Annotated in this window: 11 protein-coding genes; 6 read left to right on the top strand and 5 right to left on the bottom strand. The window is 36.6% G+C overall.

From position 1 onward, the window contains the following. Positions 1 to 313 precede the first annotated feature (313 nt). Positions 314 to 1,075 carry a gamma-glutamyl-gamma-aminobutyrate hydrolase family protein gene (locus tag AC5WOF_RS08585; RefSeq protein WP_496049550.1) on the bottom strand — a complete coding sequence of 254 codons (762 nt, stop codon included), beginning with the start codon at positions 1,073 to 1,075 and terminating at the stop codon, positions 314 to 316. A 474-nt stretch (positions 1,076 to 1,549) separates the two neighbouring features. Between AC5WOF_RS08585 and AC5WOF_RS08580 the strand changes: the two genes are divergently transcribed. From AC5WOF_RS08580 to AC5WOF_RS08570, 3 genes are all read left to right on the top strand, one after another. Then, a complete protein-coding gene (locus AC5WOF_RS08580; RefSeq protein ID WP_496049549.1) occupies positions 1,550 to 1,924 on the top strand; it encodes a BlaI/MecI/CopY family transcriptional regulator in 375 nt (124 codons plus the stop codon). A gap of 2 nt (positions 1,925 to 1,926) precedes the next feature. Continuing rightward, positions 1,927 to 3,045 carry a M56 family metallopeptidase gene (locus tag AC5WOF_RS08575; RefSeq protein ID WP_496049548.1) on the top strand — a complete coding sequence of 373 codons (1,119 nt, stop codon included), beginning with the start codon at positions 1,927 to 1,929 and terminating at the stop codon, positions 3,043 to 3,045. A gap of 78 nt (positions 3,046 to 3,123) precedes the next feature. Continuing rightward, the gene (locus tag AC5WOF_RS08570) at positions 3,124 to 3,675 is read left to right on the top strand and encodes a COG4315 family predicted lipoprotein (protein WP_496049547.1); all 552 of its coding nucleotides are present in this window, start codon (positions 3,124 to 3,126) and stop codon (positions 3,673 to 3,675) included. A 579-nt stretch (positions 3,676 to 4,254) separates the two neighbouring features. On the opposite strand, the gene AC5WOF_RS08565 is transcribed toward AC5WOF_RS08570, so the two are convergent. After that, positions 4,255 to 5,304 carry an alpha/beta hydrolase gene (locus tag AC5WOF_RS08565; RefSeq protein WP_496049546.1) on the bottom strand — a complete coding sequence of 350 codons (1,050 nt, stop codon included), beginning with the start codon at positions 5,302 to 5,304 and terminating at the stop codon, positions 4,255 to 4,257. A 263-nt stretch (positions 5,305 to 5,567) separates the two neighbouring features. Then, positions 5,568 to 7,469 (bottom strand): PhoX family protein, encoded by a 1,902-nt coding sequence (locus AC5WOF_RS08560; RefSeq protein WP_496049545.1) that lies wholly within the window; start codon positions 7,467 to 7,469, stop codon positions 5,568 to 5,570. Between the two features lie 405 nt (positions 7,470 to 7,874). Here AC5WOF_RS08560 and AC5WOF_RS08555 point away from each other — a divergent pair, with 405 nt between their 5' ends. After that, entirely contained in the window at positions 7,875 to 8,411 is a 537-nt protein-coding gene (locus tag AC5WOF_RS08555; RefSeq protein WP_496049544.1) for a DinB family protein, read from the top strand. 272 nt (positions 8,412 to 8,683) lie between these two features. Here the strand turns inward: AC5WOF_RS08555 and AC5WOF_RS08550 are convergent, their stop codons facing one another. Continuing rightward, entirely contained in the window at positions 8,684 to 11,050 is a 2,367-nt protein-coding gene (locus tag AC5WOF_RS08550; protein WP_496049543.1) for a beta-glucosidase, read from the bottom strand. 185 nt (positions 11,051 to 11,235) lie between these two features. Between AC5WOF_RS08550 and AC5WOF_RS08545 the strand changes: the two genes are divergently transcribed. Next, positions 11,236 to 11,991 carry a helix-turn-helix domain-containing protein gene (locus AC5WOF_RS08545; RefSeq protein WP_496049542.1) on the top strand — a complete coding sequence of 252 codons (756 nt, stop codon included), beginning with the start codon at positions 11,236 to 11,238 and terminating at the stop codon, positions 11,989 to 11,991. Positions 11,992 to 12,406: 415 nt separating this feature from the next. Then, positions 12,407 to 13,132, top strand: coding sequence for a sensor histidine kinase (locus AC5WOF_RS08540; protein ID WP_496049541.1), 726 nt, complete (start codon positions 12,407 to 12,409; stop codon positions 13,130 to 13,132). 46 nt (positions 13,133 to 13,178) lie between these two features. Here AC5WOF_RS08540 and AC5WOF_RS08535 read toward each other — a convergent pair whose 3' ends face one another. After that, positions 13,179 to 13,730, bottom strand: coding sequence for a GNAT family N-acetyltransferase (locus tag AC5WOF_RS08535; RefSeq protein WP_496049540.1), 552 nt, complete (start codon positions 13,728 to 13,730; stop codon positions 13,179 to 13,181). Positions 13,731 to 14,023 lie beyond the last annotated feature (293 nt).

Here is a 14,023-nt window from a genome sequence, read left to right as displayed (position 1 = left end):
AATTAGCAAAGAACGATAATCGCATGAATAATAACTGCTATCATTTTTTCAACCTCCCATAAGTGGCGATTTCATCCGCAGGTATTTCTATTTTTGATATGTATTGAAATAAATGATGCGGGTTTGCCAAAAACTATTCTACAATATTATTTCCTTTCTGTTTGTTACATTTTTTAGATTATATATTAAATTTAACCAATGAATAATTCCTAAATACAAATTCTATTTTATGGTTTCGGAATCTCCTAAAAAAATCCATTTATGGACATATGATAGTTTCAAGATGTTCCACTTGGTATTACCATACGTAATATCATCTCGAATTTACTCTTTGTTGGCATTTTTGAACAAAGACTTCAAACAAAGTTTTAGACTCAAGCTGTTGGTCTATCATCATCTCTGGATGCCATTGAACCCCGACAACAAAACGGTCTCCTCTCATTTCTATGCCTTCAACTACTTCATCTGGAGCAGTTACCGTTACATCAAAATTTTTTCCGATCTTCTTTATACCTTGATGATGAAAGCTATTAACAAGAACTTTATGTTTATTTAAAATGGAGTATAGTTTCGAATTCGTTTCTATATTTACTGGATGAGTTGCGTGAAATTTAGGGGCCTGTGGGGAATGATTGATCGCCTCTCGTTTTTCATCCTGTAAATTTTGATAAAGTGTTCCTCCATCTGCTACGTTAATCAATTGACTTCCACGACAGATAGCTAATACTGGTATTTCCATTTCATATAAAACTTTTTGAGCAAGTTGAATTTCGTGCTGATCTCTCTTTGGATCAATTTGTCCCAAACCAAACTTAGGTAATTCTCCATAACATTGTGGATCGATATCTGATCCTCCTGAAAAGAGAATTCCATCTACGATAGATAGAATAGGTATAATGGAGTCAAGGTTTTTGGTGATTGGTATGATAATTGGAATTCCCCCTGCAAACTCTACAGCTCTTATATAATCATCAGCTAATACTTGCCATTCTTGCCCTTTCACCCCGATATGGATTTTAGTACCAACCTCTTCTTCATAAGAATAATTCGCCGTTATCCCGATAATCGGTTTCATAAAATTCCCCTCCTGACTCAATTACTCTTCTTCTCATAACTTTCTCTATCGAATTGGGAAAACAATCACTTCCCTAAGTTACAAATCTTGCTCTTTTAAACCGTTTAGAATATATGACATCTTGAATACTAGATTTGAATTTTCGACTTGGCAGTTCATTTGATAATAAAATAAAAGTATATTTATATATACGAGAAGATAATACCTTTAATAGGAATATTTTCTTGTTAAAAAAAGAGATTTGGCTGATGTTGAATGGGTCATATCCGAAGCGTTTTTACACCCTTTTCTCCTCTTTTTCTCATTTTCACCCTATTCTATCTCTATAAAAATATTACTCTTCTTATGATGAATAAAAACATTGAATCTAAATCAAATTTTTTATCAATTTTGTATTGACAAAATCCGATTACACTTGTAATCTTAAGATAGAAATATCAATTACAAGTGTAATCGTTGAGAGAAGGAATGGTTATGAAGCAATTACCACGTATTTCGCAAGCTGAGTGGCAGGTGATGAAAGTATTTTGGACAATTCCTCTGACCACTGCAAATGATGTGATTGACACTCTCAGTGATGATGCTGAATGGAAGCCTGCAACGATCAAGAGTCTGATCAACAGATTAGTCAAGAAAGGAGCACTGGGCTTTAAACAAGAGGGAAAAGTTTATCTTTATTATCCATTGGTAACAGAAGAGGAATGTTTACAAGCAGAAAGTAAATCGTTCCTCCAGCGTCTCTACGGGGGTGCGTTGAAACCTCTTTTGGTCAACTTTTTAAAACATGAAGATTTAACGAAGGAAGATATTGAGGAACTAAAACAGATTCTAAATGAACGGAAGAGCTGAAGATGGACAAAATTGTATTATCATTGATTGATTTATTTCAATGGATCTGTACCACTTCAATCATGGCTTTTGTCTTGGTAGGTTTGATCCTACTCGTAAAAGGAATCATGAAAGAACGCCTAAAAGCAAAGTGGCAATATCTAATATGGTTTGTTCTATTATTCCGATTGATCTTACCATGGACACCTGAAACTTCTTTTAGTCTGTTTAACTTGTTTTCCTTAGTGGATGAACAAAAAGCCCCAATCAAAGGAATCACGCAAGACGATAGGACCCAGCTTCAACTAACATTTACCGATGATACGAAGAATCCGCTGTCTTCTGTCACTTCTCTTCATATCAGCACTTGGGTTTATATTGGCGCGTTGGTTATTTGGATACTCGGGGTTGTCCTGTTCACCATCTATCTTTTCCGAATGAATCGAAAGCTTTCTAAGAAATTGAAGTACACTTCAAAGATTATCGATGATGCGATCTTAACGCTTTTCGAACAGTGTAAGGAAAAAATGGGAGTAAAATCATCCATTTCCCTACTAGCAACAACAGAGGTGGAAAGTCCCACTTTATACGGATTTGTGCGACCGAAACTATTGATTCCACTCGATGGACTTCAAGAGTTCGATCACAATGAATTAAAGTATATCTTCCTTCATGAACTAGCTCATTATAAACGCAAGGATATTTTGGTGAACTGGATCATGACAGTATTACTTATCTTTCACTGGTTTAATCCAATCCTATGGTATGCCTATCATCGGATGCGAGAAGATCAAGAGCTGTCCTGTGATGAAATGGCGATCTCACACATTCATTCTGATGAATTAAAAAACTATGGGCATACGCTTATCAAGTTATTGCAAATTAACTCGGTAAAACCGATATTACCTGCTGTAGCAAACTTTTCTGCAAACAAAGCTCAGCTAAAAAAGAGAATCATCATGATCACCTCTTTTCAGCGAAAATCGATCGTCTGGTCTATCATTGGTTTGTTCAGCATTCTTCTCATCGCATTTGTCACCTTAACTAATGCAAAAGCTGCGGAAATAAAGCCATTGGTAAATAAACAGATCCAAGATTTAGTAAACGGAGATAGATCAGCTTGTGAATTCGGCCAACAATAATGAGGTTGGCCAATATAAAAATTGCCAATATTCCGTCTTTAATATTGGCTACTACAAAACATTTGGAGGAATAACATCATGAAAAAATGGACTTTGGTACTTTCCAGTTTGGCAGCTTTCATTCTTCTCGCAGCATGTTCCAGTCAACCTTACTCTCAGCAGCAACAACAACAAACATCATCGACATCTTCCAACAATAATGCAAATACAAACAATAGTAACAACAACGATTATAACAGTGATTATAGTAGTGACAACAATTCAAATTCCAGTAATCAAACTTCAACCTCAGCTGGTGTACAAGTACTGGAAAACGATAAAGTTGGAAAATATTTAGCTGATTCCAATGGCATGACATTATATTACTTTAAAAAAGATCAACCTGGTGTCAGCAATTGTAAAGATGATTGTCTCGTAACATGGCCACCATTTACAACGGATAAATTATCTATTCCAAACGGTCTAAACAGCCAAGATTTTGGAGCTATTAAAAGAGAGGATACAGGACAAAAACAAGTTACTTATAAAGGATTTCCATTGTATTACTTTAGCAAAGATAAAACAAAAGGTGATACCAATGGGCAAGGGGTAAAAAATGTGTGGTTTGTGATTAATAATAACTCCTATTAATAGGATAAATACCATCAAATTTACATTAATAGAAAATATGAGGTTCGAAAGATAGGAAGTTCAACAAAATACTATGCTATGAAATTATGAGTAAAAAAAGCCGATTTCCTCTACTTGAGGGAATTGGCTTTTTGATCTTCTTATTAGATGTGGTTGGCTTTTCTTAAGTCTTAATATATTATGCACAAAAAGATTTGTCTACGTAAAAATCAGCTAGACATACGTGACTATCTATTAAGATTTGGTGGATTGGGCTGCGAACATCGCTCGCAGCCCGATCCTGAAGCCCCTTACATCATGCTGGGACTAGCGGAGTCTTCCTCCCGGGCCCGGGCGGAGTGGGCTCGGGTGGAGTCTTCCCCCCGGGCATGGGCGGATCACCGCCGCCTCCGTATTCCAGCAGCATCTTGGGTTCCTCTCGGATTCGGGTCGCACTCTTATCTGGCGACTCTCCACACCAATTATATGGAAACTATCGAATAATATCAATCCTGTAAAATCATTTTGTACCCATAGTAATGCGAAAGAACTCCTACAAAAAACGCCCTCCTAAGGAAGGACGTTTCGATTTATATTTTATTACTTTGTTCCCACATGTTTATTCGACCAATCGACTACCGCTTGATAGTAATCAGGAGCATTCTTTTGATAGTTTAAATTATGCCCTGCATCAGGAAGTACATATGCATCTAAATCTGCGGTATATAATAGTCTTTCTCGAAGCAATAGTGCCCCTTTTGTATTACAGGACAGCGCAATGTTACAGAACATGGCATCTTTTGAACCCATCACCAAATATACGGGAACTTTTATCGTTGGGGATACGGTGATAGCTGCTAGTAAACTCACCATGTCATCCTCATTGGAGACTCCCGTTCCTTTTGTAACATCATCGACATCATAGATTTTCGGATCTGTATCATCAGGGTTATAAAAGAATTGGCGAGTCTTTTTGAGCAGAGATAAATAGCCAGGTGGTAAATTTTCATCTTTAAATACTGGGTCCTCTTCTGCTGGTACGGTCCCAGTTATCAAGGAAAGTACTTCTGTATTAAAGGTATGAAGTAATCCAGTTAAAACCAATCCATCGATTTGACCATATTTGGCTGCTTCCACAGTGGAGACAATGGAACCGAGGGAATGACCAACTAAAATTACTTTTGGAAATTGATATCCTTCCACTTTTCCAGCACGCAATTGTTGGATAACTTGATACACAATATAAGCATGGCGGTCCACGGTGATCTCATCTGCTGGGGGCTTGCTGCTCTTTCCTGTCCCTAATCGATCTAGGCTCAAAGTAGCATATCCTGATTTGTTGATCGCATCTACATAGGAATAAGTCTCCGGCTGATAAGGAAAATCCCAATATGTACTGGTCAAAGTAAATCCAGGAACCAATACTTGGATCGTCTTACCGGAGGGGTCTCCTTGACTACATAGATTTCCAGTTACTTGATAATTTGCAGGTTGCCCCTCTTCTAGTGATACTGGAAAAGAATGGCTGATACATGTCTTAGCTGTTGAAGTTTCACTAGCAAAACTGAGAACAGGTTGAAAAAACAAAGACATAACTAAAAATATTCCACATACAAGGGACAACGGACGATAGAAAAAACGAGAAACCATACTTTCTACCTCCTAGCATATAATGATATAACTTTCAATATAATTATAGTTATATCACAATATTTTCTATTCTACTATTATCAATTATTAGACAATCCCTCTACTAGATTTGAGACTTTCATTCACTCTTTTTATTCCTACAAAAACATACCCCGCTTTTTAGCGGGGCTGCGTTTGGGTTGCTTACCTAAGAAATAATACTCTTCTCGAACTTCCTTTTTAAAACAACTGTCTATTCCCAAAGAAACTCCATGACTAGCAGTTTATTTATCAGAATGAATTTTTCCTGATGGTATTCCAGACAAATAGCCTACTCCTCCGGTCTGTTGAATACCTAAACCTTCTTTCATTGCTTCGATTAATTCATCTTTATCTACTGCTGTAATTTGTTTACCATTCAGATCTTCACCAGGATGCTGGTAATTACTTAAGATATAACGACCGCTTTTCAGATTGTCAACTGCTCTTAAACCTGTTGCTTCTGCTCCAACTGGAACGGATAGTATTCTTGCTAGTTTCTTTGTTTTTACATTATAGGCCCATACAAAGTTATTCGTGTGTAGTGCACTATCTTCTCCTATATATAGGGTGTTCATATCTTCCGAAAAGCTCAGATTATCAGGATTTGCGACTTTATCTGGGTCAGCAGTATTCCCATATGCATCCGGTTTTGCTAAATCCTCACCAACGATTAATCCTTTCATCGAAGTTGGTACTAATTCGCTATGGATTGGACTACCGACTTTATCCTTTTGATCATTACTTAGATCTAATTCATATGTTACTCCAGCATTGATTACTGGTAATTGGATATCGTCTTGAACACTGCCTTGTTCTTTCTGCATACTACCACTTACATATGACATCGCTACATATGCTTTCTTGTCTTCCTTATTTACAGCGATGCCTTCCATTTTATTAAACTCGGATGTTGCACCTAGCATCGCACCGTATCTACGGGCCTCTAGGAAAGCAGCTGCTTTTTCCATACCCGGTTTTACTTTTAGGTATTCGACTTTTTTATTTGCCGCAGTTTTGATAGTGGTAAAGCCATCGGCAGGTTCTGCTGCCGTTTCAAAAATATCGCTGAATTTTGTACCTTTATCTACAATTGCTTTAATTTCATTGTCTGTAGCATGTCCAAGTTTGATCCACGACAGATTTCCAGCTCCACCGTTTTCTGCACTTGTTTGGTTAAATTTCGAGGCATACAATGTTCCAGAAGAGAAGTCTTTCTTTTTATCCGCTATATACATGAATAACATCGTATTTCCACCATCATCACCAAACAATGCAGTTTGATTGTCTGGTAGAACTTGCATTACTTCATGAGAAAACCGACCAGTGCTGTAATGCTTCACTACAGACGGATTTCCCTTTGCATCAATCGATATTTCAGGTATCCAACCATAATAGTAAGGATTCGCTTTTGATTTATCTCCAAAGTAAAATTGTGCAAAGTTGGTAACGTCTCGATGCGAACTGGAGGAAGAGTCTTCATATGACCGAGCATCTGGTTCATATTCTTCTGAACCTAGGTGTGTACCCCACGCGGTTGTTGAACCATTACAGGGAGTCCATAAACCGTTTACACTAGAAAAATTAATTTTTTTGGAGTTAATAACCGTTAACTCACCTGTCTTCTTGTCTTTTCCCAGTTTTGTAAGTGTCATGGAAGCTGGCAGACCAGAAATTTGTTTCCCTGCATTATCAATGGAATCATATTCATAGTGAGAAATAAGATAATAACTTCCATTTTTAACAAGAAGACTATTGGAGTCAGGGGCATCTGAAATATAATAAGAAGGTTGGCTTGGAACACTTTTATCGACAATCGGATTGCCATTCACATCGATAGGAGTTCCAGCAGGAATCATGTCCCCTTTATTTGACACTATCTTATCTTTTGATAAAAAAAGTTGTTTATAATCAAGTGGAACTTCTTTTACACTGCCATCTTTGTAGGTAATTTTTACTTTGGCGTCCGTGTAAGTCTTCACCATATCTTTGATATTTTTAGGGTAATCCATGGAATGAAACTCAACACTACGGATTTGCTTATGCTCGGATAAAGTAGAATGATAGCTTTTTTGTTCAGCAAAAGCGTTGATGGCAAAGGAACCAATGATTACTAGCGATAAACAAATGGATACTCTCTTCTTCACTATCTCTCGCCTCCTAATTTTTTGACACTATTATTAAAACATCAATTTATTAAGAGAGTGTAGATTAATGAATGTTATTGTATATTTTCATTTAAATATTTAATAAAAATATATTAATTTCACTTATCTAACTGCAAAAAAGCGAGCGAATCTCTTCAATTTCGCTCACTTCGTATTCTATTTTAATAGTTGGGTATAACTTAATCTAGTTCAACAAAAATACGGAAAAAACGGTCGGAGCAAGAATTGTGATAAAAAAAGCGATTCACAACTGGATAAAGAAAACAATCTCTTTACATGGATTGCGATACCGATTGTATGATGAGTACCTAGTTTCAAAACTGATAGGATTTCATGATAAACTAAACTTATCTTCTACTCTTCTATAAATAGAGGTGCCAAGAAATGAATATTGGACAACACTACTTACAAACTGCCATCACTACTTTCCAAAGCATGAAGTCACTAGGGGACAGAACTTTTGCTCAGTTAACTCATGAGGAACTCCATTTACAACCGTCTTCCGAATCCAATAGTATCGCTGTCATTGTCAAACATATATGTGGTAATACTCGTTCACGGTGGACGGATATATTCACGACAGATGGAGAGAAGCCAGACAGAAATCGCGATGCCGAATTCGAAAGAAGTGATGAGAGCAAAGAAGCATTGCTTGAGGCGTGGGAAACTGGGTGGAATATTTTATTTACCACACTAGGCTCCCTCACACCGGACGACCTAGAACGTAAAATCAAGATTCGCGGAGAAGATCATACTGTTTTACAAGCCATCGAGCGGCAAATCGCTCATTACTCCAATCACATGGGACAGATCGTGTATATTGGTAAGCTGATAAAAAATGATGAGTGGAAAACGTTGAGTGTTGCCAGAGGAAAATCAGAAGAGTTTCTACAAAAAATGCTTCGAAATCACTCAAAATAAACGTTAGAAAACAATAAAATCTATCTAAAAATGAAAAACAAGAGGATTACTTATCCCTCTTGTTTTTCATTTCCTAAATCTATGGGAATATTCAACTCGAGTATAAAGCTGGAATTATCTTTCTCATTGCTCCATTCATTTGGGGACACGATTATCATGAGAACCCTCCTTTATGTATGTTTGTGTCTATTTATTATTGTACCATTTATTCTGAATAATGTAAATACAAGTAAGAAAGCCCCTATAATTAGGGGCTTTTCCTATTCCAGCTATTATTTTTTGGAAAGCGTATTGATATTTTCTTGAGGAGCTAAGACGTTATTTACTTTCTCAACCACGATTGTTTTATCAACGGTAAAGGTAGCTACTCCTTTAAGATTTTCTGATGATGCTCCTACTTTTACTTGATAGGTGCCTTTTTCCAATATCCATGCAGATTGACTTTCATCAAAAGATGCTAAGTCTTTTGCATCCAATTCAAACGTTAACTGCTGTTTCTGACCTGGTTTCAATTCTTTTGTTTTCTCAAATGCTTTAAGTTCCAATGCTGGTTTTTCTAGCTTACCAGTTGGAGCACTCACATAAACTTCCACTGCTTCTTTTCCTGCTTTTTTCCCTGTATTTTGTACGGTAGCAGATACTTTGATCTTATTATTAAATTGCTTTTGGTTCACTTGTATCTGACTGTAATCGAAATTCGTGTAAGATAGACCATATCCAAATTCATAAGCAGCTTTTACATGAAAGGTCGTGTTATAACGATAGCCCACATAGATGTCTTCCCCATAAACTACTTTTGTTGGGTTATCCGTTGGAGTTCCAGGGAAATTATTAGCCGATGCGACATCGCTATATTTCAATGGGAAGGTTTGTGCCAATTTACCTGATGGATTAACAGCTCCTGATAATACATCCGCTACTGCACTTCCTGCTTCTTGTCCAGGTTGCCAAGCTAACAAGATACCATCCACTTTATCTCTCCAGCTTGCTACTTCAATAGGACCGCCGATGTTCAAAACGACAACTACTTTCTTCCCTAGTGCGTGATATTTAGCAGAAACATTGGTGATCATTACTTGTTCTTGATCGGATAGAAGGAAATCTCCTTTTTCATTTTTCCGATCTACACCTTCTCCAGAATTTCTTCCGATCACAATGACAGCTGTATCTGTTGTTTTCGCAGCTGTTTGAATCTCTTCTTCACTCACCGATTTTTCTGGAATCGGTGGAGTAACTTTCCCAAACGCAGCACCATAAGGACTATCGGTAATTTTGTATTCATCCATTTGTCTTAAAGTTGAAATATAAGATTTGTAACTCTTGTACAATGTTTCATCTAACTGGAATCCTGCATTTTTCAAGCCATCTGCTATGGAAACCGTATAGGCAGCATTCACATCCCCACTGCCAGTACCGCCTTTGATCGTTTCGATCTGGGTATTTCCAAACAATCCAATTTTGCTATCTTTGCTTAATGGTAAAGATACATTGTTATTTTTTAGTAATACCATCCCTTGTGCCGCTGCTTGACGAGCTACTTGAGCATGTGCAGTTAGATTTGGTTTGTCAGAATGCTTCAATTTTTTAAAGGTTGGGCTTTCCAACACTGTTAATAGGAAGTTTTTAATATTGCGATCCAAGATCTTTTCATCCAATGTACCATTCTTGACCGCATTTTCGATAGCTGTAGATTGTGCGGCTGATCCTGGCATGATAAGATCATTTCCAGCCTTCATCTGTTCGACTGCATCTGTGCCAGCAAACCAATCACTCATCACAAAACCTTTATAATTCCAGTCATTACGCAGTACTGTTGTTAATAAATCTTTATTTTGTGAAGCAGTAGTTCCATTGATTTTATTATAAGAACTCATCACTGACCATGGCTTAGAACCTTTTACAGCTATTTCAAAACCTTTGAGATAAGTTTCTCTCAATGCTCTTTGCGATACAACTGTATCAACGGTCATCCGATTCGTTTCTTGGTTATTTGCAGCAAAATGCTTGATGGTAGCTCCTACTCCATTTGACTGCACACCGTCTACCATTGCAGCCGCCATTTTACCGGCAATCAAGGAATCCTCGGAATAGTACTCAAAATTTCTTCCATTCAATGGATTGCGTTGAATATTTAAGGCAGGTGCTAATAAAACATCAATCCCGTATTCTTTGACCTCGTTCCCCTGTGCTTTCCCAACAGAATTTACAACATTGGTATCCCATGTTGATGCTAATGAAGTAGCAATTGGAAACGCAGTCGTGTAGTAAGTTTTGGTGTCCCCTTCTCGAGTCGGAAGGATTCGAAGTCCAGCAGGTCCATCAGCAAAAAGTAAACTGGGAATTCCAAGTCGGGAAATTGCATAAGTTTTTCCAACTGCTCCAGCAACACTAGCATCAGGGTTACCCATAAAACCAGGTATCCCCTGTCCAACAACTAATTTGGATTTTTCCTCTAATGTCATTGCATTTATCACTGCATCAATGGACTTTTCGTCTACCAATTTAGGAGTCGTACTTTGTTCTTTCTCTTTTGCAAAAGCAATAATGCTATTTACGCCGACTGTAGCAAATAAAGCCAAGGCCGCAGTTGTAAGGGTAACTTTTATTAGTCGACTATATGATCTTTTTCTCTCCTGCATCGTATGATCTCCCCTATTTACATTTCTTCTTTGGTTTCCAAGTACTCTCCCTTCAAGTTTTGTGTAACTTCTGATTTTAGGAATCGGAGTAAATTATCTATTTCTGTAAGTATTCTATTTATATTGAAATAGTTTTTATAGTAAAATCTAAAGAAAAATAGTATGCATGATGGAGGAGACAAACGGTGCTAGAGAAAAGGCAAAAAAATACAAATTTGAAATACCGCACTGGGATAGAGAAAGCAATACCTGCTCAATTGTCTTTTCAACGTCAAAATCAATTTTTTCACAGTGATTTACATGAAAAACGAATCATGCATGCCATTAAAGAAGGCAATACAGATGACTTAATTGTATATTTCAAACATCCCTCTTCCGAAGGTATAGGAACACTTTCCAAAACTAGTGCCTTACGAAACAAAAAAAATCTGGCGATTTGTGGTATAACACTTGCGACTAGAGCAGCAATAGATGGCGGATTGCAACTGGAACAGGCATATACCATGAGTGATCTCTATATTCAAAACTTGGAGAGTATATCAGAAACCGATGTGATCGACCAATTCCTCCATGCTGTATTTTGTGAATTTGCACAGCATGTTCATCTTCAAAAACAAAGCAAATATTCAAAAGTAATAGCATCTTGTCAATACTATATTTCTCAACATCTTTATGATAAATGCACCATCTCTGACATCGCCACAACCATTCGTTTAAACCCTATCTATTTGTGTCAATTATTTAAGAAAGAAGTTGGAATTCCCCTTCGTACATACATTCAGCAAAAAAAAATAGAGGAGGCAAAGAGATTGCTCACCTCTACTTCTTATTCTTTGACCGATATTTGGACGTATCTACACTTTACGGATCAAAGTCATTTCACCAAAGTATTTAAAAAATTTGCAGGAGTAACTCCAAAGCAATATCGAAATACTTATTAATTTATTCGAAAAATACAGAAAGAATGAATAGTGCAGCAAGAATACTATTTTTATATCTTGAATATTACGACTTGTCATCAAAAAAAATCGTAAATGGGTTACGAAGATGAAAAACCGATTTCCTGCATCAGAAAAGGAATTCGGCTTTTTAGTATGATGATATAGCTAATTAAACTTCAACCTCTCAAGTCGCTTTTCCAACTTTTTGGAAAAATTACAGTTCGATGCTTAGTTGTTGTTTCTGTGTATTTAGGAAGCAGTAAAACAAAAAACCGAAATACATGTTACTGGTAATTAAAAAGGAATAAGGATACCATTTCAATTTTGCATATTTTAATAGGTTTTATGTACTTCTATAGCAGAAATTTTATCGTAGTAACTAGCATTAAATTTTGCAATTCTTTTACTCTTTGAGATGCCAATAGGTTCTTCCGATAAGCTCATAGTTTCTCACGAACTTCGAACACCTTTGACTTCCATCAATGGTTGGATTGAGACCGTTCAGGAAGGAGATTCTTTTGACCAAGAAGAGACGAAATTTGGACTTACCATCATGAAAAAAGAAGCTCAGCGCTTGACCAAACTAGTAGAAAATTTATTGGATTTTTCTCATTACCAAGCTGGCCAAATCAGATTGGAAAAAGAAGCATTTTCACTGACAGAATTACTGTTAGAAATAGAAAAACAATTTTCCAGACAGAGCAAAAATCAGCAAATACCTCTTCTATTGGAATATCAAGATGTAGTAGAAATTTTTGCTGACCCCAATCGAATAAAACAAGTATTCATTAACTTAATCGATAATGCTTTCAAATTTACCGAAGCTGGCGGAACGATCCGCCTCGTACTAACAACAGAAACTGACTTTTTATCAATAGCCGTGATAGATACAGGTGCGGGAATCAAGGCATCCGAATTAAAAAATGTCACAAAACGATTTCATAAAGGTACAAGTAAAAAGAAAGGAAGTAGGTTTAGGCTTAGCTATATGCAAAGAGATCATTCAACTACATGGAGGCGAACTGCACATACAAAGTACACTGGGACAAGGTACCCATATTACCTTTACTCTGCCATTGACTGCCACACAGATATAGTTTATAAAGTTTGGAAACAAGAGGATATACGTAGAGATGAATAAAACAAAAGGCTTGATCACCGTAGTGGAATCAAGCCTTTTTATGATGTTATTCAAACAGTAAGTACCAGTATATTGCAGTCTCATCCATTTGTTGGACACCTTTATAGACACAAAAATCAAAACCACCGATAACAAATCCAAGTCTTTCATAAAACTTACATGCTTGGACATTTGTGTTTTGTGTCTCCAGCATGATACCAGGTAAGTCTTTAACTTTAGCCCACTGTTTCACTTTTTCAATCAGTTGTCGTCCTGCTCCATGTCTTCGATATCGGCTATCTACCTGTAAATCTTCGATATAAGCATACTCATTCCAATTTTTCTTTACCATAACTTTTCCAACCAGCCTATTTCCTATAAATGCTAAAAAAATAATCTGATTTGGGTTATTGATATATGTCAAATAATCTTTATCCGATATTTCTTCATTTGGATCATCTTGATAACTCTTTGTATAACTCGGAAGTTCCTCTACTGTGTAACTTACTTTTTGATCTGCTACAGACAATATGAGAACAGAATCTACTACAAAACTATCATCTAAGTTTATAAACTTGTTTTGATCCCCATTTACCATGTCTCTTATAAAAATATCCATTTGTACCTCCTATAAATATAAATACTTGAAGTATAAACGGATACGGGGGAGCTCGGACTTAGCGAAAAACATAGTTTTCTTTCAACCGGTAAACCTCCACATTGTTTGATATCGAACATCTTGTAATGAGCTATTATAATTTTACCAAACAATTCATTTTCTAAAACGAGCAACAGCCATTTTTGTTAGACCAATCAACTGATAAAGTCCAATTTCCCTGCTCCTGCGCTTTAGGAAAATGTTAGTTGCATATACCGTGAAAACCATCACGATAAAAAATAATAGAATCCCTC

It is taken from the genome of Shimazuella sp. NTD250, from assembly GCF_059510375.1.
Note: the sequence above shows the minus strand (reverse complement) of the source record. Positions and strands in the feature narration are given on the sequence as shown.

Coding starts and splice junctions, on each gene's coding strand:
- AC5WOF_RS08540 (WP_496049541.1), top strand. CDS start 12,407: ATGCCAATAGGTTCTTCCGATAAGCTCATAGTTTCTCACGAACTTCGA.
- AC5WOF_RS08550 (WP_496049543.1), bottom strand. CDS start 11,050: ATGCAGGAGAGAAAAAGATCATATAGTCGACTAATAAAAGTTACCCTT.
- AC5WOF_RS08555 (WP_496049544.1), top strand. CDS start 7,875: ATGAATATTGGACAACACTACTTACAAACTGCCATCACTACTTTCCAA.
- AC5WOF_RS08575 (WP_496049548.1), top strand. CDS start 1,927: ATGGACAAAATTGTATTATCATTGATTGATTTATTTCAATGGATCTGT.
- AC5WOF_RS08570 (WP_496049547.1), top strand. CDS start 3,124: ATGAAAAAATGGACTTTGGTACTTTCCAGTTTGGCAGCTTTCATTCTT.
- AC5WOF_RS08580 (WP_496049549.1), top strand. CDS start 1,550: ATGAAGCAATTACCACGTATTTCGCAAGCTGAGTGGCAGGTGATGAAA.
- AC5WOF_RS08565 (WP_496049546.1), bottom strand. CDS start 5,304: ATGGTTTCTCGTTTTTTCTATCGTCCGTTGTCCCTTGTATGTGGAATA.
- AC5WOF_RS08585 (WP_496049550.1), bottom strand. CDS start 1,075: ATGAAACCGATTATCGGGATAACGGCGAATTATTCTTATGAAGAAGAG.
- AC5WOF_RS08535 (WP_496049540.1), bottom strand. CDS start 13,730: ATGGATATTTTTATAAGAGACATGGTAAATGGGGATCAAAACAAGTTT.